General features: G+C 45.9%; 16 protein-coding genes. 3 read left to right on the forward strand and 13 right to left on the reverse strand.

The genetic code is table 11. The annotated features are described in order from the left end of the window. Nucleotides 1–7: 7 nt before the first annotated feature. Together ACTXGK_RS26340 and ACTXGK_RS26345 are read right to left on the reverse strand one after the other, a co-directional pair. On the reverse strand, nt 8–1,267 hold the full coding sequence (locus tag ACTXGK_RS26340; RefSeq protein WP_443517571.1) for an FAD-dependent monooxygenase: 1,260 nt from the start codon (nt 1,265–1,267) through the stop codon (nt 8–10). A gap of 108 nt (nt 1,268–1,375) precedes the next feature. After that, complete coding sequence (locus tag ACTXGK_RS26345) at nt 1,376–2,683, reverse strand: UbiH/UbiF/VisC/COQ6 family ubiquinone biosynthesis hydroxylase (RefSeq protein ID WP_443517570.1); 1,308 nt, start codon at nt 2,681–2,683, stop codon at nt 1,376–1,378. 608 nt (nt 2,684–3,291) lie between these two features. Between ACTXGK_RS26345 and ACTXGK_RS26350 the strand changes: the two genes are divergently transcribed. Next, nucleotides 3,292–4,377, forward strand: coding sequence for a PhoH family protein (locus tag ACTXGK_RS26350; RefSeq protein WP_058024365.1), 1,086 nt, complete (start codon nt 3,292–3,294; stop codon nt 4,375–4,377). Nucleotides 4,378–4,557: 180 nt separating this feature from the next. After that, on the forward strand, nt 4,558–5,163 hold the full coding sequence (ybeY, locus tag ACTXGK_RS26355; RefSeq protein WP_443517569.1) for an rRNA maturation RNase YbeY: 606 nt from the start codon (nt 4,558–4,560) through the stop codon (nt 5,161–5,163). An 11-nt stretch (nt 5,164–5,174) separates the two neighbouring features. Here ybeY and ACTXGK_RS26360 read toward each other — a convergent pair whose 3' ends face one another. Then, on the reverse strand, nt 5,175–6,050 hold the full coding sequence (locus ACTXGK_RS26360) for a mechanosensitive ion channel family protein (RefSeq protein ID WP_443517568.1): 876 nt from the start codon (nt 6,048–6,050) through the stop codon (nt 5,175–5,177). A 159-nt stretch (nt 6,051–6,209) separates the two neighbouring features. Further along, nucleotides 6,210–7,097, reverse strand: coding sequence for an energy transducer TonB (locus ACTXGK_RS26365; protein ID WP_238038527.1), 888 nt, complete (start codon nt 7,095–7,097; stop codon nt 6,210–6,212). A gap of 332 nt (nt 7,098–7,429) precedes the next feature. On the opposite strand from ACTXGK_RS26365, the gene ACTXGK_RS26370 reads away from it, so the two are divergent. Beyond that, on the forward strand, nt 7,430–8,209 hold the full coding sequence (locus ACTXGK_RS26370; RefSeq protein WP_443517567.1) for a hypothetical protein: 780 nt from the start codon (nt 7,430–7,432) through the stop codon (nt 8,207–8,209). Between the two features lie 104 nt (nt 8,210–8,313). Here ACTXGK_RS26370 and ACTXGK_RS26375 read toward each other — a convergent pair whose 3' ends face one another. The 9 genes from ACTXGK_RS26375 to nuoG all read right to left on the reverse strand — a co-directional run bounded on the left by ACTXGK_RS26375 (nt 8,314) and on the right by nuoG (nt 20,178). Further along, nucleotides 8,314–9,141, reverse strand: a complete 828-nt coding sequence (locus tag ACTXGK_RS26375) for a ferredoxin--NADP reductase (RefSeq protein WP_443517566.1) — start codon at nt 9,139–9,141, stop codon at nt 8,314–8,316. A 177-nt stretch (nt 9,142–9,318) separates the two neighbouring features. Further along, nucleotides 9,319–10,797: an NADH-quinone oxidoreductase subunit NuoN gene (nuoN, locus tag ACTXGK_RS26380; protein WP_371530943.1), complete on the reverse strand. Its 1,479-nt coding sequence runs from the start codon at nt 10,795–10,797 to the stop codon at nt 9,319–9,321. Nucleotides 10,798–10,800: 3 nt separating this feature from the next. After that, nucleotides 10,801–12,426 (reverse strand): NADH-quinone oxidoreductase subunit M, encoded by a 1,626-nt coding sequence (nuoM, locus tag ACTXGK_RS26385; RefSeq protein ID WP_443517565.1) that lies wholly within the window; start codon nt 12,424–12,426, stop codon nt 10,801–10,803. A 2-nt stretch (nt 12,427–12,428) separates the two neighbouring features. Beyond that, entirely contained in the window at nt 12,429–14,303 is a 1,875-nt protein-coding gene (gene nuoL / locus ACTXGK_RS26390; RefSeq protein ID WP_443517564.1) for an NADH-quinone oxidoreductase subunit L, read from the reverse strand. Between the two features lie 4 nt (nt 14,304–14,307). After that, nucleotides 14,308–14,616, reverse strand: a complete 309-nt coding sequence (nuoK, locus tag ACTXGK_RS26395) for an NADH-quinone oxidoreductase subunit NuoK (protein ID WP_025653102.1) — start codon at nt 14,614–14,616, stop codon at nt 14,308–14,310. Nucleotides 14,617–14,714: 98 nt separating this feature from the next. Beyond that, nucleotides 14,715–15,449 (reverse strand): NADH-quinone oxidoreductase subunit J, encoded by a 735-nt coding sequence (nuoJ, locus tag ACTXGK_RS26400; protein ID WP_443517563.1) that lies wholly within the window; start codon nt 15,447–15,449, stop codon nt 14,715–14,717. Beyond that, a complete protein-coding gene (gene nuoI, locus ACTXGK_RS26405) occupies nt 15,446–15,994 on the reverse strand; it encodes an NADH-quinone oxidoreductase subunit NuoI (protein ID WP_010198902.1) in 549 nt (182 codons plus the stop codon). Before nuoI ends, nuoJ begins: the two co-directional genes overlap by 4 nt. A 58-nt stretch (nt 15,995–16,052) precedes the next feature. Continuing rightward, nucleotides 16,053–17,045 (reverse strand): NADH-quinone oxidoreductase subunit NuoH, encoded by a 993-nt coding sequence (nuoH, locus tag ACTXGK_RS26410; protein ID WP_179798733.1) that lies wholly within the window; start codon nt 17,043–17,045, stop codon nt 16,053–16,055. Nucleotides 17,046–17,097: 52 nt separating this feature from the next. Next, nucleotides 17,098–20,178 (reverse strand): NADH-quinone oxidoreductase subunit NuoG, encoded by a 3,081-nt coding sequence (gene nuoG, locus ACTXGK_RS26415; RefSeq protein ID WP_443517562.1) that lies wholly within the window; start codon nt 20,176–20,178, stop codon nt 17,098–17,100. Nucleotides 20,179–20,187: the final 9 nt, after the last annotated feature.

Below are 20,187 nucleotides of genomic sequence, written 5' to 3' on the forward strand. Positions count from 1 at the left end.
CGATTACTTATACCCCACTCGCCTGTTTAGCAAACAAGCGCATCAATGGCTTAATCTTACCAACGCGGTACATGCCTTCATTACGGATTTGCTGCACGGGACGCGCTTGGGCAAGCGATCCTGCGAACAACCAGTTCAGCGCAGAGAAGCTATGCATCATGATGCTATTATGCGGACGACGCGAACGCTCATAATGACGTAGCGTTTGATTGCTGCCCCACAGCGTGCCACCACTACGGGTAAAGTCATGCGCCAATTGCTCACTTAATACCTTCACATCGAGCATACCGAGGTTCAACCCTTGGCCTGCGAGCGGATGCACGCCATGGGCGGCATCGCCTATGAGTACCAAGTTATCAGCGACGTAGCTTTTTGCTTGCTGTGCCGCTAAAGGAAAAGTGGCAATGGACTCAATCTGCTTGATATCACCCAGCTCGTAATGGCTCGCTGCCGCAAGCTTATCCGCGATATAGCGGTCATCTTCCTCTATCAATGCTAATGCTTGATTGCGCGGCAGTGTCCATACGATTGACTGCCAATGTTGTGGATTTACCTTATCGTCATCAGTAATATCCGCTAGCGGCAATAGCGCTAGCGTCCCCGTTGGCAACATGGCTTGGCGGGCAGTCGCTTGATGCGGTTTTTCAGTTTGAATCGCACAGCAAATCGCCGTTTGATTATAATCAAGCGTATCGAGCCCAATCCCTGCTTGCTGACGGACAAATGAGCCACGACCATCAGCACCGACCAATAGACGCGCATCAATCGCTGTCCCATCATCCAAGGTCACACGGTAACCTTGCTGCGTACCTAGCCAGTCCATATTCACCACTTTGTGACCAGCGATAACAGTCAGATAGTCGCTAACATGCGCTTCATGCAAACGCTGCCATAATGCGTGCTCAATAACAGCAGGCTCGACCATACTACCAAGTATCTCAGGGTCAGAGTTTTGCTCACAACTATCACCAAATAATAGCTCGCCCATGCCGTTCAACTGCCATACCTGCATTTGTGAGTAGTCGGCTTTACGCTTGGATGCGGCAATGTGTTGCCACGCGCCAATATCGTCGAGCAGGTTAATACTCGCCAAACTAAGCGCATAGACACGCGCGTCACGTTTGCTTAGCACCGCTTGCCACGCTGACTCATCACGCGCAGGACAAGCATCAACCAAGGTCACTGGCATTTTGTTCTGCGCAAGCTTTAGCGCGAGCGTCGCGCCAACGATACCGCCACCGATAATCAGCGTATGATTGTCTTTCATGAATTATCCTTTCTGGAGCATTGTCCATCCATCATCCTATAAACGATGCACGAACCACTCCCATTTTATTTATTGTGTATTTTGAAAAAATCGTATTTTGATACGCTTCTATGATTTTAGACCCATCGCGTAGGTCGCAACCAATGGCTTGATATTTGGCAGCTTATCAAAGGCCAACAATGCCATATTACGTGCCAGCTTAATGGCTGGATTGGGATGGGTGAAGCCATGTACCACGGCATCACAAAAGTGAATCACCCGCTTTTGATCCGTTTGACGTGCTTTCTCATAGCGCTTTAGTAATTGTGCGTTACCGATATCTTCGCCTTTGAGCACTTGTGAGCTCATCATTTGCGCCAATACATGAGCATCTCGCATACACAGATTGAACCCTTGACCCGCGACAGGATGCAACGTATGAGCAGCATTGCCCATGATAACGCAGCGACCCTCGACCTGCTTGTCTGCCAGTACACGCGACAACGGATACGCACCGCGGCGACCAGCAGCGACAAACGTGCCCGCGCGATGGCCAAATGCCTGCTGTAGCGTCTGTAAGAAATGTGCGTCGTCTTCTAGATATTTGGTTTCTTCGCCTGTTGGACAGACCCAAACCACAGATCGTCTATAGCCTTGTTGATAGTCATCATTGCCATCACCCTCTGGATCCGTCAGTGGCAGCACAGCCAGCGGCCCTGCTGGGCTAAAGCGCTCAATCGCCACATGCTCGTGCGCTGTATCGGTCTCTACCACACCAACGATAGCCGTTTGCTGATAGTCATAAGTGGTGGTGCCAATATTTAACAACTGACGTACGGTAGAATCGCGTCCATCACAAGCGACTAATACGCTGGCTTGTAGCTGCTGTTCACTTTCTGCTGCTTCATCGTTGCTAAAACTCAGCGTCACGCCGTCCGCTTGTTGGGTAACTGCATTGACACTGGCATTATCAATCAAGTTAACAAGTGGCGACTGCTGTGCGGCTAATAAGAGCTTACGTCCTAGCCATGCGTTCTCAATCACTTGTCCAAAGGATTCTACTTTCTCTTCTGCTTTATTCAGCTGCGCGCGCCCAAAGCTGCCTTGCTCACTAATCTGTACGCTATCGATACGGCACGCATGGCTTTGTAGCTCATCCCACAGTCCAATCTCTTGATAGATCTGTACTGTGCGCCGCGATAGCGCCGTGTTACGACTGTCTAGATAATGACTGCGCGTACGGTCATCGGTCGGACTGATGGTTGGATAACGGTTCTTTTCTAATAGCGTGCTAGCAATGCCGTGATGCGCTAGTAGTAAGGCAAAAGACAAACCGACATGACCGCCACCAACGATAAGCACTTGCTGGTCGGTGATTGCTTCTCTTTTTTCAGATAGACTTTCAGAATTGGATAAAGGTGAACCTGTCTCTTGCATCGTTGTTGTTCCTATTATAATTGTTGGGCAGACACTTCTTTGGCGATTGATAGCCGTTTTATTGAATAGCCTTTATATGATAAAGGCCGCTTTTTACTCAATCGTAAAGCGTTGTAATATCGCTCATAGATTACCACAAATTGCCTATCATGCTGCGCTCTTAACCGTAGACAAATCGTTCGTCCATCCTCATCGCAGACAAGGTTTATATCGGTAAACTCAGTAAAAACTCAACTTATCAATATCTCAATGCGAGCGTCACTTTTCACTAATGATGTTATCTAACTGATAAATGAACTTAATAGACATGCCGTTGACTCGATTTAGAGTAGGCCTGTGCATTGATTGCAATCGACATACAAAAACAACGCTATCTGCTCAATGTATCGCTTGAATTTTAAAAATTCTCTACCATAATGAAGGCAAGACTTTTATTTATTATCTTCCACAAAACCAACAATAATATTACCGTCATTTTTAGTATTTACTATAACTACTCAACACCCATATAACGCTACTAACTACTTTATCTCTGAAACCCGTGACGCTATCAAAATTAAATCACAGCGCCGGGCACACAATACAAGGATAATCGCTTGACTGATACCATGAGCCGCCGTATAAAGTTTGAATCCCTAACGCCAGCACAGCTCAAAACCGTGCTTGGTGAATATAACAATCACATGAAATATATCCAAGAACGCCTCGATATCAAAATCATGCAACGCCAAGGCGATTTTTGCTTAAGTGGCGATGTGACCGCTGTCGAGCGCGGTGAACGTATCATCTATAAGATGGTCGATGAAGCCCAAAATACCAAAGATATCAGCGCAGAAGAACTGCATCTGATTATCCAATCTAGCATCTCGCGTGATGAGGATATGGACGACGACGAGCAGGATGATGATATCGAGGATGCAGAATCAGATGAGGCTAATGAGTTTACGCCTGTTAGTTTGCGTACGCGCAAAGGTCGCATCATACCGCGCGGTGGCAACCAGCAGCGCTATGTAAAAAACGTCTTAAGCTCTGATGTGTCGTTCGGTATTGGCCCTGCTGGTACTGGTAAAACCTATCTTGCGGTGGCTTGTGCAGTCGATATGCTTGAGCGTAACGAGATTGAACGTATCTTGCTAGTACGTCCAGCCGTAGAAGCTGGCGAAAAACTGGGCTTCTTGCCTGGTGATTTGACGCAAAAAATTGATCCTTACTTGCGTCCATTGTATGACGCGCTCTATGAGATGATAGGTTTTGAGAAAGTTGGCAAGATGATCGAAAAACAAATCATCGAAATCGCCCCGCTTGCGTATATGCGTGGTCGTACGCTCAATAACTCATTTGTCATTTTGGATGAAGCACAGAACACCACGCCTGAACAGATGAAAATGTTTTTGACACGTCTGGGCTTTGGCTCACGTGCAGTGATTACTGGTGACATCACGCAGGTCGATTTGCCGCGCGGTCATAAGTCAGGTCTCGCGCAAGCGATGGAGATCTTAAAAGACATCGAAGAGATTCATATCACAAAGTTTGATTCAAAAGACGTGGTACGCCATCAGTTGGTACAACAAATTGTTGAAGCTTATGATGTGTACGATGAAGAGCAAATGGCTTTAGAAGAGAAGCGTAAGTTTGAACGTATCAAAGAACAAGAACGTAGACAAGCTGTGGCTAATGCTGCTGCCAAACTGTAATAATAATGCTAGAACAATTTACTATAAAGATTTATATTGCATAGAAAAGCCGGATTACTAAAGTAGTCCGGTTTTTTCTTGGCAGAGATTGCTTAGGTTTAGCATTACTTGGGTGAGGCATGGTCTAGATTGAGTATAGCCGACTAAACACGCCCATTTATAATAAAACAGGACAACGATATGAACCAATTTGACAGTAATAATAGCCACCAAGATCATAGCGCCACTAATGACGATGACAGCTTGGTAGCACTGGATATTAATGCAGCCGATAGTATCGATGATGAGACGCTTGATACGTTTTATGATCGTAAGTATCTATTATCTGTCATGATGGCGACTTTAGATTATATGAATGCGCGCATCAATGAAGGGCTGACGCTACCCTACTTTGCAGATATCGATTCTGAGCTGTGGCAAGAAAAACCTAAAACTTTGGATATATATATTACAGATGAAATCGAAGGCCAAGCCCTCAATTTAGAGGCGCGCGGTAAGGACTACGCGACCAATATTTTGTCTTATCCAAGTGAGTTGCCTGTCGCCATCATTGGACTAATGCCAACGCTGTCTCTTGGTGAGCTTATTATCTGTCATGGAGTCATGGTACGAGAGGCACATGAGCAAGACAAAACCGTGGCACAGCACATCAGCCATTTGCTGATACATGGCGTGCTGCACCTACTGGGTTTTGATCATGAGCTCGGAGAGGCCGAGCAAGATGAGATGGAGCGCTTTGAGATTGAGATTTTGGCAGGCCTAAACCTACCAAACCCCTATCTTTAATTCGGTCTTAATCAATCTTTAGTGGTCGGCAGCTTTTGCGCTTGACCCATTTGATTGATCATTTGATCTAGGCCTTTGACATGGACGCTACGCTGCGGGAATGGAATCTCAATCTTCTCGTCATCCAATGCGTGTTTGAACTGCTCAAGTAATTGGCACTGCATGGTCCACCAGTCAGCATTGGTTGTCCACACGTTCAATGTCAAATCAACTGAATTGTCACCAAGATTGGTCACTCGTACAATAGGCTCAGGATCGGTAAAAGACAACGGGTTATTTGTGGCGAGGCTCAGCATCAGATCTTTGGCTATTTTGATATCCGCATCATAGCCAATACCCACTGTGATATCGACGCGGCGATTGGGTAGCGCGGTATAGTTGACAACTGGTGAGGTTGTGATATCGCTATTCGGAATGATGATGTCGTGATTGTTAATCGTTGTCAGATGCGTGTTGACCAACGTAATCTCGGTCACCGTACCTGTATAGCTGCTGATTTGCACATAGTCGCCGCGCACAAACGGGCGAAAAGTCACAATCATGATGCCAGCGGCAAAGTTCGATAGCTGATCCTTTAGTGACAAACCAACCGCCACCGCGGCACCGCCCAAGATAGCAACGACCGAGGTAGTCTGTACGCCAACTTTGCTAAGTGCGGCTAAGACTACGACAACCAATAGCACGCCATACAACAGGCGGCTTAAAAAGCCAGAGACTGTTTCATCTAAATGACTACGCGTCATGAGACGGCCAGAGAAGTCGACGGCTTTTTTGGCAAGCCAACGTCCAACGATAAATATAATTATTGCCAAAGCCACCTTGATGACTATCTCTAGTGCATTGCTGGTGAGCGTTGCAACATCTACTGTAAAACCTAAAAATTCCATACTAACTCTTTACTCTATAGCGGTGTGTTATAAATTTGGGTGTCGATTACTCTTAATTATTGTCGTCGAATATTATGACGTATTCGTTGATATTCTATGTTTATTTATCGTGTCGCTGATTTTTTATCGCTTTAGTTTTGTAGTTTTAGTTTTGTGGCGTTAGTAAGTAACATCCACTTCGTCGCTATAGCGATAAGTACGTATCAGTCGTAACTCAACAATATCACTCATCTCTTTGGTGAATTGTCCAAAGGGTGCTGCTTGTCGTACTGACTGTTTTGCGGCCTCATCCAGTATCGTCGAATTTGAGCTTTCTAGCAGACGAATGGCTTTGATATTGCCATTATTACTAATGATGACCATGAGCCGCACTTCACCAGTAATGCCTTGCGCCCTTGCTTGCACGGGATAATGCAGATTGCCGACACGCTCGACATGCTCACGAAAGGTATTGATATAGTCGGCTGCTGCCCCGCGCGTGGTCGAGTTACTATCCATAGTGACCACTTTGGATTTGGTTGCATAGACTTGCTGGCGCTGAGACAATTGCGCTTCTAAAGTAGCGATTTGCTTACGCAGACGCGCTTCTTGTGCCATGATGTCATCTTGTGCTTGTTTGCTATCATTATCCGACTCTACGCTCGCCTGACGCCAGCTTAACGTGGTGCGCAGATAGCTCTCTTGATAGCGCTGCTGTCGAACTTGGCGCTGCAGATTGATGACGTCTTGTGTCTCGCTCATTTGCTCAGCAGACAACGGACTCATTTGGTCATTCTCTTGTCTCAGCCGCTCCTCTATGGTACCGCCGCCTTCTTGTGAGGCGTTGGCAATAAAATGCGCGTCTTCGTTTGGCTTCATATTATCGGTGAGCGCCTTTGCCACATCCTGCATCATGGCCGCAGGGTCTTTACCCATCGAAAAGCTGATGCCAAAAATAATCAACACGTGTATGGCGACCGCAATGACAATCGCCACGGGTAAGCTCACATCACGCTTGGGAGGCTGCGCCGAAAAATGGTAGCTTTGTGAGTCTTTGATATAGGCCACAATGGGTCTCAGCTGATAGGTAAGGCGTATGATTTATAAATGAGCATGTAGTGATATGCACGATATATGTTGGCGCTATCATAACATGACATAGAATTGTGTCGCTAGCCTAACCATCAATGTCAAAATTTTGGCCCAACCATTCGGTGTTTACGACCTTTCATCCATTTAAGAAAAAAACAGGTCATCGAAAATGTTATAAAACCAATATAGTGTTTATAGTGTCAAATGAATTGTCATAAAACGCATGTGTCCATTTTGAAGCCACTGTATTTGTTATATACTGTTTTAAAACGCTGGTGCTAAGCCCTATAATTATAAGGATAATAAGTTTGAGCGACTTTGATAACGTGAATGATTCAGACAGTTTTGACGAGTTCTTTGAGAACATCGGCTATCGTTTTGACGAGTCACTTGGTAGTGGTTGGGAGCGTATCGCTCAATCGGTTAAAGACATCTACCATAAAACGACAGACAAACTCGAAGATGAGATATCCCTACCAGTCGCACAAAAATACGTCAACGAGGCGCTACAAAGCTTTGTGACGGATAATGTAAAAGCCATACTAGAGCTGCGCGTTGAAATGCATGATGATTGGTTTCGCTTATACTGCACGGTTGATGCTGGCGGTATTTATGCTGAAGTGGCCAGTAATTTTAGTTTGGTGCATGTGCAGCTAGATCGTAATGTTCAACGTTTTGTGTTTGGTCAGCAGACGTATACCGATATATTAAATCTACGCTGCGAGTCTTTTGTTAAGCGCCAAGGTGTCAAGCTGGCTATTTGGTTTTATCACAGCGTCCTCAAAAAAGATCCATTGGGCTTTATTCTCTCCTACGTCAATATTGCTCGCCCAAAAGACGAAGTGATTTACCTCGATATTAACCGCTGGCTAAAGAACAACAAAAAGATCATGAGTACGTTGTACAAAGTACAGGTCAACTATGGCAAGCTTGAAGAAGAGCAAATGGTTTTGAAGGCGCAGATTAACTATCGTGACTTATTGGCTTCAAGCAATAGCGAAGATATCATTAGCGACGATGATGAGCCGCAATTGATGCAAGGCCCCATCAATCCGATAGACGATGCCACCGAACCAAGCCAAGAATAACTATCCAAGATAAATTATGTCTCCATAAAAAACGCTGCATCTGTAAGGCTAATAACCTGTAAGATGCAGCGTTTTTCGTTAAACAGAATAATCGGTAGCTACCCCTACCAATAGTTCTCAACAGCGATATTACCCTCACCGCGTCGATTCATCACCAGACCCAATGTCTTCAATGCTTCTTTGGTGTCATCCACCATATCTGGGTTACCGCATAGCATGACATGCGTCGTATCAACATCTAAAGTAATACCCGCGCGCGCTTGCAACGTCCCTTCTAATAATAGCTTCGGTAGACGTTCTGACAATGCGCCGTCGACAGACTCTCGGGTGACGATAGGAATAAAGATCAGCTTTGCTGGATTATCCACCAAAGTGCCAAAGTCTTCTTGCAAGCGCTCGATTTGCTCGACGTAAGCAAGCTCATCCGTCGAGCGTGCGCTATAGGCCAGTACAATATGCTCGTAGTCTTCCCATGTCTTTAGGTCTTGTAGCATCGATAAAAATGGTGCAAGACCAGTCCCTGTCGCGAGCAGCCACAAATCCTTTGGCAATGGTTTTTGATAACGCGCTAACGTTAAGAATCCAAATGGCATGGTATTAAGTAATAGCTCATCGCCCACTTGTAGATGTTGCAGCTGTGAGGTAAAGGCACCATCAGGAATCACAATAGAGAAAAACTCTAGCACCTCATCGAATGGCGAAGACACAATCGAATACGCTCGAAAGATATCTTCATTCAGGGCTGTATTAGAGACTTCATCACTTGCCTCAACCTGTTGGTAATATTTCAACTGGCTGGGATTGACGCCCAAACGCACAAACTGTCCGGCAGTAAACTTAAAACTATCGGGACGGCTGACGGTAAAACTAAATAAATTTGGCGTCCATGTGGTTTTGCTGAGCACCGTTACCGTTTGAATATTGTCACTCATAACTGTTCATCACTTATATTTTATTAAATGGTATTTTTATAAGATAAGTTTGCCAAAGACAAAAATTAAGCAAAAAAAGATGCGCCAAGCTTATCATAAAGCGGGCGCATCTTGGTTTTTTAACCGTAACAACAGATAAGCAGCAAATGACTTATCTTATCGCATAAATCATTGAATCTACCAAATACGAGCCAAGCTTGCCCATTCGATCATACTGTTTGGCAAGATACCAAAGAACAGAATAATGGCCGTCACCGCAATAACCATAATACCGCCGGTACGAATACCCCATTGTCCAGACACGTCAAACTCGATGAACTGCTTAGGACGTTTGAACAGTGTGAGTAATACACGTAAGTAGTAGAATAGACCAATTGCACTACCTAAAATAATCATCGCCGCTAAGAACCAGTTGGTACCTTGTACAGCAGCCAATATCGCAAACAGCTTGGTGATAAAGCCGGCGGTCAATGGAATACCAGCCAGTGATAACATCATGATAGTCATCACCGCGGTCAATACTGGACGACGCCAGAATAGCCCTTGATAATGAGTCAACTCATCGGCTTCACCAGACAGGCGATATGGACTCGACATCAATGTCACCACACCAAAAGCACCGATAGACGTAAAGGCATACACCGCCATATACATACTAGAGATGCTATCAGCAGCAGCGCCAATACTGACGATAACGATCATCACATAACCCATATGGGCAATAGATGAGTAACCGAGTAGACGCTTAAGACTGGTCTGACGCACAGCCAACAAGTTACCTACCAAGATAGACAAGGTTGCCATGACCATTAATAACATCTGCACCGATGGCAATGCCAATAAAGAGGTATCGATTAAGAATCGAACCGCCAGCGCCATCATGGCAACTTTTGAGACGGATGCCAAAAAGGTCGCAATAGGAACAGGCGCGCCTTCATAAACATCTGGCGTCCACATATGAAAGGGAGCAGCCGAGAGTTTAAAGGCGATCCCAAACATCATCATCGCCGCACCCAATATCAGTAGTGGCGATTCAAACAAATTGCCTAGCACCATACTGATTGGCTTAAATGCCAACGAGCCCACTTCTGCATAAATAAATGCCATACCCATGAGTAAAGTCGCTGACGCTGTCGCCGACAACACTAGATATTTTAGTCCTGACTCAAGCGAGCGGTTGCGCATATAAGTGTAAGCGAGCAAGCCATATAAAGGCACTGACAACATCTCTAGACTCATAAAGAACGATGCCATGTGCTGCGCGCTTACCATCAGTAGTGCACCAATGGTCGATAGCAGCATGAGCAAGTACAGCTCTTCTTTATTGTCTTTGAGGTTGGCCAAATACGCATACGATAGCGTACAACAAGCCAAGGCGCAGATCAGGATCACCACCATATTGAACTGAGCAAAATTATCAATCACAAATAACTGCTCAGCATTTGGTGCGATAGCGCCACTCTCGATAAAGCCCGTCATTTGCCCAAGTAACGTAACCAAAGCAATATTCAAACCGACCACGGTGATTGTACCAGTGACCATATGCGAGCGCTTGATAGTGATGGCAATCATCACCACGAGTACCGTAATCACTACGGCGATAATCGGCGCGTAAGGCACAAGCCCTATCAAATCATTCATTGTAATCTCATTCATGACTTAACGTGCCTCCATTACATCAAGCATTTGCGACGCATCTACCTGTGTCACTTGACTGTATATATATGCGTTGTTGATCCATTGCATTGCATGACTTGAGGTATCAAGGAACGGCTGTGGATACAATCCAAGCCATACCAAACCAGCCGCTAACATCAATAGTAATGACAGCTCGCGCTTGCCCAAATCTTTTAATTTACGCGCAGGCAAGCCGTGTGACTTAGTCTCTCGCTCTGCCAATGCGGCGATGTTGTTTTCACCAAATAATGCGCGATGAATCAAAATGAGCGAGTATAGCCCTGCGAGTACCAAGCTGAATGTCGCAAATACCACAAACACGGGATACTGAGAAAATGAGCCAAACAAAATCATGAACTCGCCAATGAAGTTACCTGTTCCTGGAATACCAAGCAACGCTGCACAGAAGAACATCAATATCGGTGCGTAGTAACGGAACTGTCCCCACATACCACCCATCAAGGTCAAATCGCGTGTATGCAGACGCTCATACAACTGTCCTGCCATGATGAATAGTGCGGCTGAACTCAAGCCATGAGCAAGCATCTGAATCATCAGACCTTGTAAGCTGAGCAATGTTCCAGCATAGATTGCCAGTACCACAAAACCCATATGCGAGATACTGGTATAGGCCAGCAAACGCTTCATATCGGTCTGCATAAACGCGAGCCAAGCACCGTAGAAGATACCAATCGTACCTAGAGTAATTGCTATCGGCGCAAACTCTTGTGACGCTACTGGAAATAGCGGCAACACAAAACGAATCAAACCATAGGCAGCAGTTTTAATGAGCACACCTGCCAAATCCACCGAACCTGCCGTTGGTGCCTGCGCATGCGCATCTGGCAACCAGCCGTGGAACGGGATAATTGGCAATTTCACCGCAAAGCCAATGAAGAAGCACAGCATGATGGGATATTCCCAGCCGCCAAGTGACGTACCGAGCAAGTCATTATAGTTAAAGCTCACTACCCCTGTTTGGGCGTAGCTGATAATGACCAATACCAAAATACCGATGAGCATGATAAGCCCAGACGCTTGGGTATAGATAAAGAACTTGGTTGCGGCGTATTCTTTGGTTTTGCCAACCACATCATGACCCCAAATGGCGATCAAGAAGTAGATAGGAACCAGCATCATCTCCCAAAAGAAGAAGAATAAGAATAGGTCAATAGCTAAGAAAACCCCGATGACACCGCCCAAACTCCATAGCAAGTTTAGGTGGAAAAAACCAACACGGCGCTGAATCTCATTCCACGAACAGGCAACGGCTGCTACACCAAGCAAGCCTGTTAAGGCTACCATCATCAATGACAAACCATCTAGCGCCAAGTGAAAGCTAATACCAAAACTCGGTATCCATGGCACACTAAATTCAGCTACCCAAGGCACTGCAGCATCTGGCGCAATGACCTGCTTACTCATACCGCTAAAATCACCTTGCCGCCAAAGCACCAATGACAAAGCAAAGGTCAAAATCATACCGATCAAGGCAATCCAGCGCGGCAGACGTTTATTAAATCGCTCCACCAACCAGCATAGCAATCCTGCAATAAAAGGAATTGCGATTAATGCTGGTAGCATCCACGTTTGTTGTAACTCAATCATCTTTACACCACCGTCATCATTACCAGCACCAGCAATACAGCCATACCCAAGCCAAAGCTTGTGGCATAACCTCGAAGAGACCCTGTTTGCGTCGCAGACAATACTTTATTACCTGCTGAGGCCAGCTTAGGCAAGATATACCACGTTTTATCGATAGGGTCGGCTTTTAATAAGCGGCCGATGAACAAAAAGGGTTTTACAAAAATTATATCGTATAGCGCGTCGAAGCCTAGACCGTGATAGCACCAGTGATATAGCGCCCCGCCAATACGAGAGCGCTTAAAGCTCGTGAGCATGCGACCTTTATTGACCACATATAATAGTGCCGCCAATATCAAACCTGCCGCCATTGCACCCATCGCGATATACTCTGCGGTGTGCTTGGCATGATCTTGACCTGCGACTTCTAACAGATGACCCACGCTCTCTGGTAAGACGCCTTGTAGTGGCGGTGTAATCCATGCACCAACAGCGGTAGATAGAACAAGCAATACCGTCAAAGGCAACCAATAAGACACCCCTGATAGTTTATGCGCATGGGTTTTTTCTTCACCGAAGAATATGATCCAAATCATACGGAATGTATAAATCGCGGTTAAGAACGCGCCGAATACACCCATATAGAATAGTACTAAGTGACCTGTTGCATACGTCTCCCAAAGAATCGCTTCTTTAGAATAAAAACCAACGGTAACCCAAGGTATCGCAGCAAGTGCACCGCCACCGATGATATAACACCAAAATACCAATGGTATCTTTTTGCGCAGACCGCCCATCTTAAAGATGTCTTGCTCATGGTGTACCGCAAGAATGACCGCACCTGATGATAAGAACAGCAATGCTTTAAAGAAAGCATGGGTCATCAGATGGAAGATTGCCCCTTGCCATGCGCCCACGCCAAGTGCTAAGAACATATAGCCAATTTGACTCATGGTCGAATAAGCAAGAATACGTTTGATGTCTGTTTGCGCGAGTGCACAGAATCCAGCAACAACCAACGTCAATGCCCCTACGCCGCCAACCCAATACAATAAGATAGCTGGGGTCAGCTCAAACAATGGATGTAGACGGGCGATTAAATAAACACCTGCTGTGACCATCGTTGCTGCGTGAATCAATGCCGATACTGGTGTTGGGCCTGCCATCGCATCAGCAAGCCATGTATGTAGTGGCAACTGCGCTGATTTACCCATCGCGCCGCCAACCAACATCATGGTGGTTAACATCATCGTTGGGTTATTAACATCAAACACTTCTGGCGCGCGCGTAATAATTTCTTGAATATTAAGCGTGCCGAATTCGCGGAATAATAGAAACAAACCAAAGGCTAAGAACACATCACCGACACGCGTAACGGTAAAAGCTTTCATCGCAGCACGGCCGTTGGCTCTGTCATGGTAATAATAACCAATCAATAAATACGAGCAGATACCCACGCCTTCCCAACCGAGATATAGCAAGAACAAATCATCTGCTAGCACCAGTAATAACATACTGGCCACGAACAAGTTCATATAGCTAAAGAAACGGGCAAAGCCAGTGTCGCCTTTCATATACCAAGAGGCAAACAGATGAATCAAAAAGCCAATCCCAGTGATAACACCCGTCATAGTCAATGCAAGACCGTCAAAGCTCAAGCCAAAATGCGGCGCAAAGTCGCCAACTTGGAACCATGTCCATAGCGGAACTTCAATTACCGTTCCAGCTGGATTTGTGGTCAAAAAGGTATAACTAACCACTAGCGTACATAGAGCCGATAGCAGCATGCTACCCACACCAACAATCGCTGCGACCGTCTCTGATAATTTGTCGCGCATAAAGGCTAAAATCAAAAAGCCAATGAGCGGGAATATAAAGGTTAATGGTAATAAACTCATGACATCATCCTTTCATCTCATTGGCGCTATCGACATCGAGATGTCCACGCTGATGATAAAAACGCAATAATATTGCCAAACCAATTGACGCTTCAGCCGCGGCCAACGTCAAAATGAAGATAAACATAATCTGCCCGTCTGGATCGACCCAGCGACTACCTGCTACTACAAATGCTAGTGCTGCCGCATTCATCATAATCTCAAGACTCATGAGCATAAATAGGAAGTTACGTCGTACCATGACGCCGCACAGACCGATGGCAAATAAAATACCTGCCAAAATCAGTCCATGGCTCATGGGTATCATACCCAGTACATTTTGCGCCTCAGTAACTGGCTGTACTAAGCCTGCCACCTCGTGGGCAAACGGCACGTTTGACACATCTTGTGCCACGCTTGCTGCTAGTATCATTAGTCTGACTCCTTGCGCGTGACTTTGTTCGCACCTGTTTTCATACCAACATAGTCATGCGGGTCAACATCTTTATATTCGTAGGGCTTAGCCATTTTTACGGCGTCACTATCTGTATAGTCGTTGTTTTTGTAAATACTGTCATTTTCGTACAGCTCAATACTGCCCACGCTTGGCTGAAAGCCTTGGCTCGCATGACCGACGATCTCTTCATCGATTGACTCTTTGCCCAAATGGTAAGCAGCAACCAAAGCCGCTAGTAGTAACAAAGCTGCAATTTCAACCAACATAATGTATTTGGTAAATAGCACTGTACCGACTGCTTTGGCAGAGATAGTCGTTCCACCCATCATGACCGCTTCATCATGATTAAGACCAATCATTGCATAGAGCACAACGGCAATGATTATCGTCAATCCTGTCGGTATCGCCCAAGTGCCCGCATCGAGCCAACGCTCTTCGCGCTCGTCATTACTCATGCCCAAATTCAGCATCATAATGACAAAGACAAATAGCACCATAATGGCACCAGCATAAACAACAATCTCTAACGCACCCGCAAACGGCGCACCTAATACAAAAAATATCCCAGCGATTGCCAGTAACGATACAATCATCGATAAGATAGCATGCACTGGATTGGCCTGAGTCACGACGCGCAGACTGGCAAATATTGCCACTGCTGCAAGCGAATAAAACCCAGCCAGTTCAGGATGGTTCAAAATATTCATCATGGTAGCAAGCTCCTTAGATCAATCGGTGCAGACTCATTTTGTGCTGCGCCTTTTGGTTTATCTGCTACCGCCATACCTGTCACACGATAATAGTTATAATCAGGGTATTTACCTGGTCCTGAAATAAGCAAATGCTCTTTTTCGTAGACCAAGTCTTGGCGCTTATATTCACCCAGCTCAAAATCTGGGGTCATTTGAATCGCTGTCGTTGGACAGGCTTCTTCACACAATCCGCAAAAGATACAGCGTGAGAAGTTAATACGGAAAAACTCTGGATACCAGCGTCCATCTTCACGCTCGGCTTTTTGTAATGAGATACACCCTACCGGACATGCCACCGCACACAAGTTACAAGCGACGCAGCGCTCGTCTCCATCAGGATCACGTGTTAAGACAATACGTCCACGAAAACGCGGCGGTACAGGTACCGGCTCTTCAGGATAAAGGATGGTGTCACGCGGTCTGAGCGCATGACTATTGACCATCCACATGCTGCGGACAATGGTAAATATACCAATGACGGTCTTTTTTATGGTAGTAAACATGGGGTTATTATCCTTATCAGCTTTACCCTAGTTCATCAGTGATGGCTACTAGTAATGACTATAACGTTGGAGAAAAGATCAAAATGACCGCAGCCGTAATCAACAGATTGATCAAGGTTACGGGCAGACATACTTTCCAGCCAAAGTTCATCACCTGATCATAACGCGGACGCATGAGTGAGCCTCGAGCCAAAACAAACATGGTCATAAAGAACAGCGTTTTAATCATGAACCAAAAAGCTGGTGGAATAAATGGAATATCTAAATTGAACGGCGCAAGCCAACCGCCAAAGAACAAGCAAGTCATCAAGGCAGAAATCAAGACAACGTTGACATACTCACCAATAAAGAACATACCAAACTTCATGCCAGAATATTCGACATGATAGCCTTCAGCCAGCTCTTGCTCTGCTTCTGGTTGGTCAAATGGATGTCTATGCGTAACGGCCACACCAGCCACGACAAAGGTCAAAAAGCCAAAGAACTGCGGAATGATATACCAGCCATCCGCTTGCGCTTCAACAATAGCGCGCAAGTTAAATGAACCTGTTAGCGCAACAACGCCCATCAACGACAAACCCAAAAACACTTCGTAACTGATCGTCTGTGCAGCTGAGCGCAAACCACCAAGTAGCGAGAACTTATTGGCAGATGCCCAACCGCCGAACATCACGGCGTAAACAGCAATACCCGCCATGGCAAAGAAAAACAGAATACCAATATCCCAATCAACCACGCCAAGCGTTGGCGAGATAGGAATGATGGCAAATGAGGCCAATGCGGTAAACATCGCGACCGCAGGTGCCAAGGTGAACATAAACTTATCGGTAAAGTTTGGTGTCCAGTCTTCTTTAAAGAAGATTTTTAGCATATCGGCGACCAACTGCAACGAACCAAAAGGCCCGACACGGTTTGGACCATAACGATCTTGCCATAAGGCCAACATACGGCGCTCATAGATAATCATCATCGCGGCAACCAATACCACGACCAGAAAAATGACTAGCGATTGACCCACCAAAAACAGAATAGACCAAGTATCAAAGCTCATGCTATTGGCCAAAAAGCTTGGCACATCAGGGATAATACGGGTAACTTGCATATTACACCTCCTGTGTGGTGGTCGGCGCTGCGTTTATTTGCGCTGTGTCATTATCATTAATCATATCGTTAGCCATGCTACCCATCATCGTTACTGGTGCATCTACTTTACGCACCGACGCTGGCATTGATGGGTGAATGATACTCACCTGCCCAACTGGGTAACCGATACAGCCTTCTGCTAGATAACCGACCAGCTGTACTGGCAAGGTAATTTGTTGCTTGTCAATTTCAATCGCCAAGTAATCACCAGCAGCGATATTCCAGTCTTTGGCATCGTCTATACCGATACGCCATGCAGCAACGGGTAGTTGCTCTGCAACGAGTGGGCTACGTGATGCCATCATTGAGCTGGCATAGATATTATGAATCGGTACCAGTTTCGCTTGGCCTTGATGTAAGTCAGTAGTGTTTGCAGACATGGCTTCTGGCGCCACATATTGACGAGTGGCTAGGCGCTCTAGTTGATCGAACAAACGCACACCTGGATCGCCATTTTTCAGATGACCGCCAACTTTATCTTGATATTTGTTCCATGCTTGCGGTGAGTTCCAACCTGCCGCATTGGCAAAAGGAATCATCGAGCTTGGCGTTTCTTTACCGCTATAACCTTCCATTGAGAAAGTCAGACCAGTGTCCAAATCTTTTGGCTGCATCGGCTCGTGCACTGAGATTGGCGCGCGCATAGCAGTACGACCTGAATAACGACGCGGTTGACGCGCGATTTTCAGACCCGTTATACGGTAATCAGCATCAGGCGCAGCGCCTTTGATACCTGCAAGCTTAGGATGGGTGGCAATCAACGCATTGATTACATCATCTAGCTGCGTCCAATCGACATCACGACCTTCAATGCTGCTATGCACAGCATGTATCCAGCGCCAGCCTTCTTTAATACTGCTCATTGGATGGTAGTATTCGTTGTCATAAACTTGGAAGAAACGCTGCGCACGACCTTCAGCTGATATTAATGTACCATCCGCTTCTGCAAAGCTAGCCGCTGGCAATACGATATCGACGTCCTTATGCCAATCAAGGAGCTGATGATCTAACGCAATGACCGTTTTATCCGTCAATAGCTGCGTCAATTTATTGGCATCAATCGCATCTGTTAGCTGGTTTTCTGCAACCACAACCACATCGTAATCAGTGGCTAGCAACTCTTCAACTGATTGACCGCCAAGCATACAAACGCCCATGCTATTGGCATCAGGAACCGTTAGATAGATACCTGCTTGTGCCTGATACTGTTTGTTTACTTCTTTTAACTCAAGGTTTTCAGCAGGTGCGCGTTCGACATCATCTTGAGCTTCTGTATTCACGCCTGTTTCAGGTTTGTTTGGCTTGGCAGATAAATCTTGGTCTTCTTCAGGCTGGTCATTAGCCGCTTTTGCTTGGGCTGCCTGTACTTTGGCATTGTGTGCCTCAACCTGCTGTTGCTCAGTCGCTTTGATTGCCGCGCGTTTTTGGGTCAACGCTTGGGTAATCTGTGCCGCTGCTTCTATCAATGCGGTAGAAGACAAGCTGCTACCCGAAACAACTAATGGCTTATCAGCTTGAATCAAGTCATAAGCGATTTGCTGCGCCAACGCTTGCATACCATCAGTTTCAGTACTGGCATTAGCATCTTGTTCAACTGCTTGTGGATCTGTTATTTCTACTAAATCATCAGCGAAATTAGCAATTTCATCAGCAACTTTGAAACCAAGTTTGGTGATGTCTTCAGGTGTCGCCACTACGCTCACTTTACTGATATCTTCTAGCTTAGTTTGGGTTACATCGATGACATAGACTGGGCTTAGCGCATCTTGAGCAATACGCTTAACTGGTTCAGCAAGCCACGGCTGCGTTTGCAATGCCGCTGCCATTTTCAAGCCTTCATTTTTTGCCGCTTGACGTACTGACAGCGCAACACGTGATGAAGTTTGCGTGATGTCTTCACCCAATACCAATACGGTATCATGCGTTTCGATATCGGTCATGCTAGGGTTATAAATGCCTTCAGTGCTGAGCACTTCGATGCATTTATTGACCAGTGCTTGCTGCTGATGATTCAGACCTGTTGAAAAGTTATCAAAGCCAACGAGGTTTTTTAGCGCAAAGTTAGTCTCTAGACTGGCGCGTGGTGAGCCAATCCCGATGACCTTTTTATCTTTGATACGTTTGATGGTTTCATCAAGGGCATAGTCAATATTGATTTTGACATGCTTATCATTGATACGTTCAAGCGCTTGGGTTGGACGGTCATCACGATTAACATAGCCATAACCAAAGCGGCCACGGTCACATAAGAAATAACGGTTTACTTCGCCGTTATAGCGGTTTTCGATACGGCGCAATTCACCATAACGCTCGCCCGGTGAGATATTACAACCCGCTGAGCAACCATGACAGATGCTTGGCGCATACTGCATGTCCCATTTACGGTTGTAGCGCTCAGAGTGGGTTTTATCAGTAAATACACCGGTTGGGCAGACTTCGGTTAAGTTACCTGAGAATTCGCTTTCAAACTGACCATCTTTGTCACGGCCAAAGTAAACGCGATTGTTTGAGCCATAAACGCCTAAATCTTCGCCGCCTGCGTAGTCTTTATAGAAACGTACACAGCGATAGCAAGCGATACAACGGTTCATCTCATGCGCGATGAATGGACCAAGCTCTTGGTTATGATGTGTGCGTTTGGTAAAGCGATAGCGACGACGGCTATGACCTGACATATAGGTCATGTCTTGCAAATGACAATGTCCGCCCTCTTCACAGGTTGGACAGTCATGTGGATGGTTGGTCATGAGTAGCTCAACCATCGACTTGCGGAAAGCTTTGGCTTCATCGTCAGTCACAGAGATGTACATGTCATCGCCAGGGGCGACCATACATGACATCACAAGGCGACCGCGACCTGCCTCCATATCTTCTTTATTTTGGAATTGCTTGACCGCGCACTGACGGCACGAGCCTACTGAGCCAAGGGCTGGATGATAACAAAAATACGGCACATCAATGCCGAGTGATAAGCAGGCTTGTAGTAAGTTATCTGCGCTATCTACTTCGACAGTGGTTCCATCAATATGTATGACTGCCATGCCGCTCTC

The sequence above is a fragment of the Psychrobacter sp. T6-5 genome, assembly GCF_052258485.2.
GTDB lineage: Bacteria > Pseudomonadota > Gammaproteobacteria > Pseudomonadales > Moraxellaceae > Psychrobacter.

Excerpts from the sequence above, each read along its gene's own strand:
- ACTXGK_RS26340 (WP_443517571.1), bottom strand. The coding sequence starts at position 1,267 with ATGAAAGACAATCATACGCTGATTATCGGTGGCGGTATCGTTGGCGCG.
- nuoJ (WP_443517563.1), bottom strand. The coding sequence starts at position 15,449 with ATGATGAATATTTTGAACCATCCTGAACTGGCTGGGTTTTATTCGCTT.
- nuoL (WP_443517564.1), bottom strand. The coding sequence starts at position 14,303 with ATGAGTTTATTACCATTAACCTTTATATTCCCGCTCATTGGCTTTTTG.
- nuoH (WP_179798733.1), bottom strand. The coding sequence starts at position 17,045 with ATGAGCTTTGATACTTGGTCTATTCTGTTTTTGGTGGGTCAATCGCTA.
- nuoN (WP_371530943.1), bottom strand. The coding sequence starts at position 10,797 with ATGAATGAGATTACAATGAATGATTTGATAGGGCTTGTGCCTTACGCG.
- ACTXGK_RS26360 (WP_443517568.1), bottom strand. The coding sequence starts at position 6,050 with ATGGAATTTTTAGGTTTTACAGTAGATGTTGCAACGCTCACCAGCAAT.
- ACTXGK_RS26345 (WP_443517570.1), bottom strand. The coding sequence starts at position 2,683 with ATGCAAGAGACAGGTTCACCTTTATCCAATTCTGAAAGTCTATCTGAA.
- nuoG (WP_443517562.1), bottom strand. The coding sequence starts at position 20,178 with ATGGCAGTCATACATATTGATGGAACCACTGTCGAAGTAGATAGCGCA.
- ybeY (WP_443517569.1), top strand. The coding sequence starts at position 4,558 with ATGAACCAATTTGACAGTAATAATAGCCACCAAGATCATAGCGCCACT.
- ACTXGK_RS26350 (WP_058024365.1), top strand. The coding sequence starts at position 3,292 with ATGAGCCGCCGTATAAAGTTTGAATCCCTAACGCCAGCACAGCTCAAA.
- nuoM (WP_443517565.1), bottom strand. The coding sequence starts at position 12,426 with ATGATTGAGTTACAACAAACGTGGATGCTACCAGCATTAATCGCAATT.
- ACTXGK_RS26375 (WP_443517566.1), bottom strand. The coding sequence starts at position 9,141 with ATGAGTGACAATATTCAAACGGTAACGGTGCTCAGCAAAACCACATGG.
- nuoI (WP_010198902.1), bottom strand. The coding sequence starts at position 15,994 with ATGTTTACTACCATAAAAAAGACCGTCATTGGTATATTTACCATTGTC.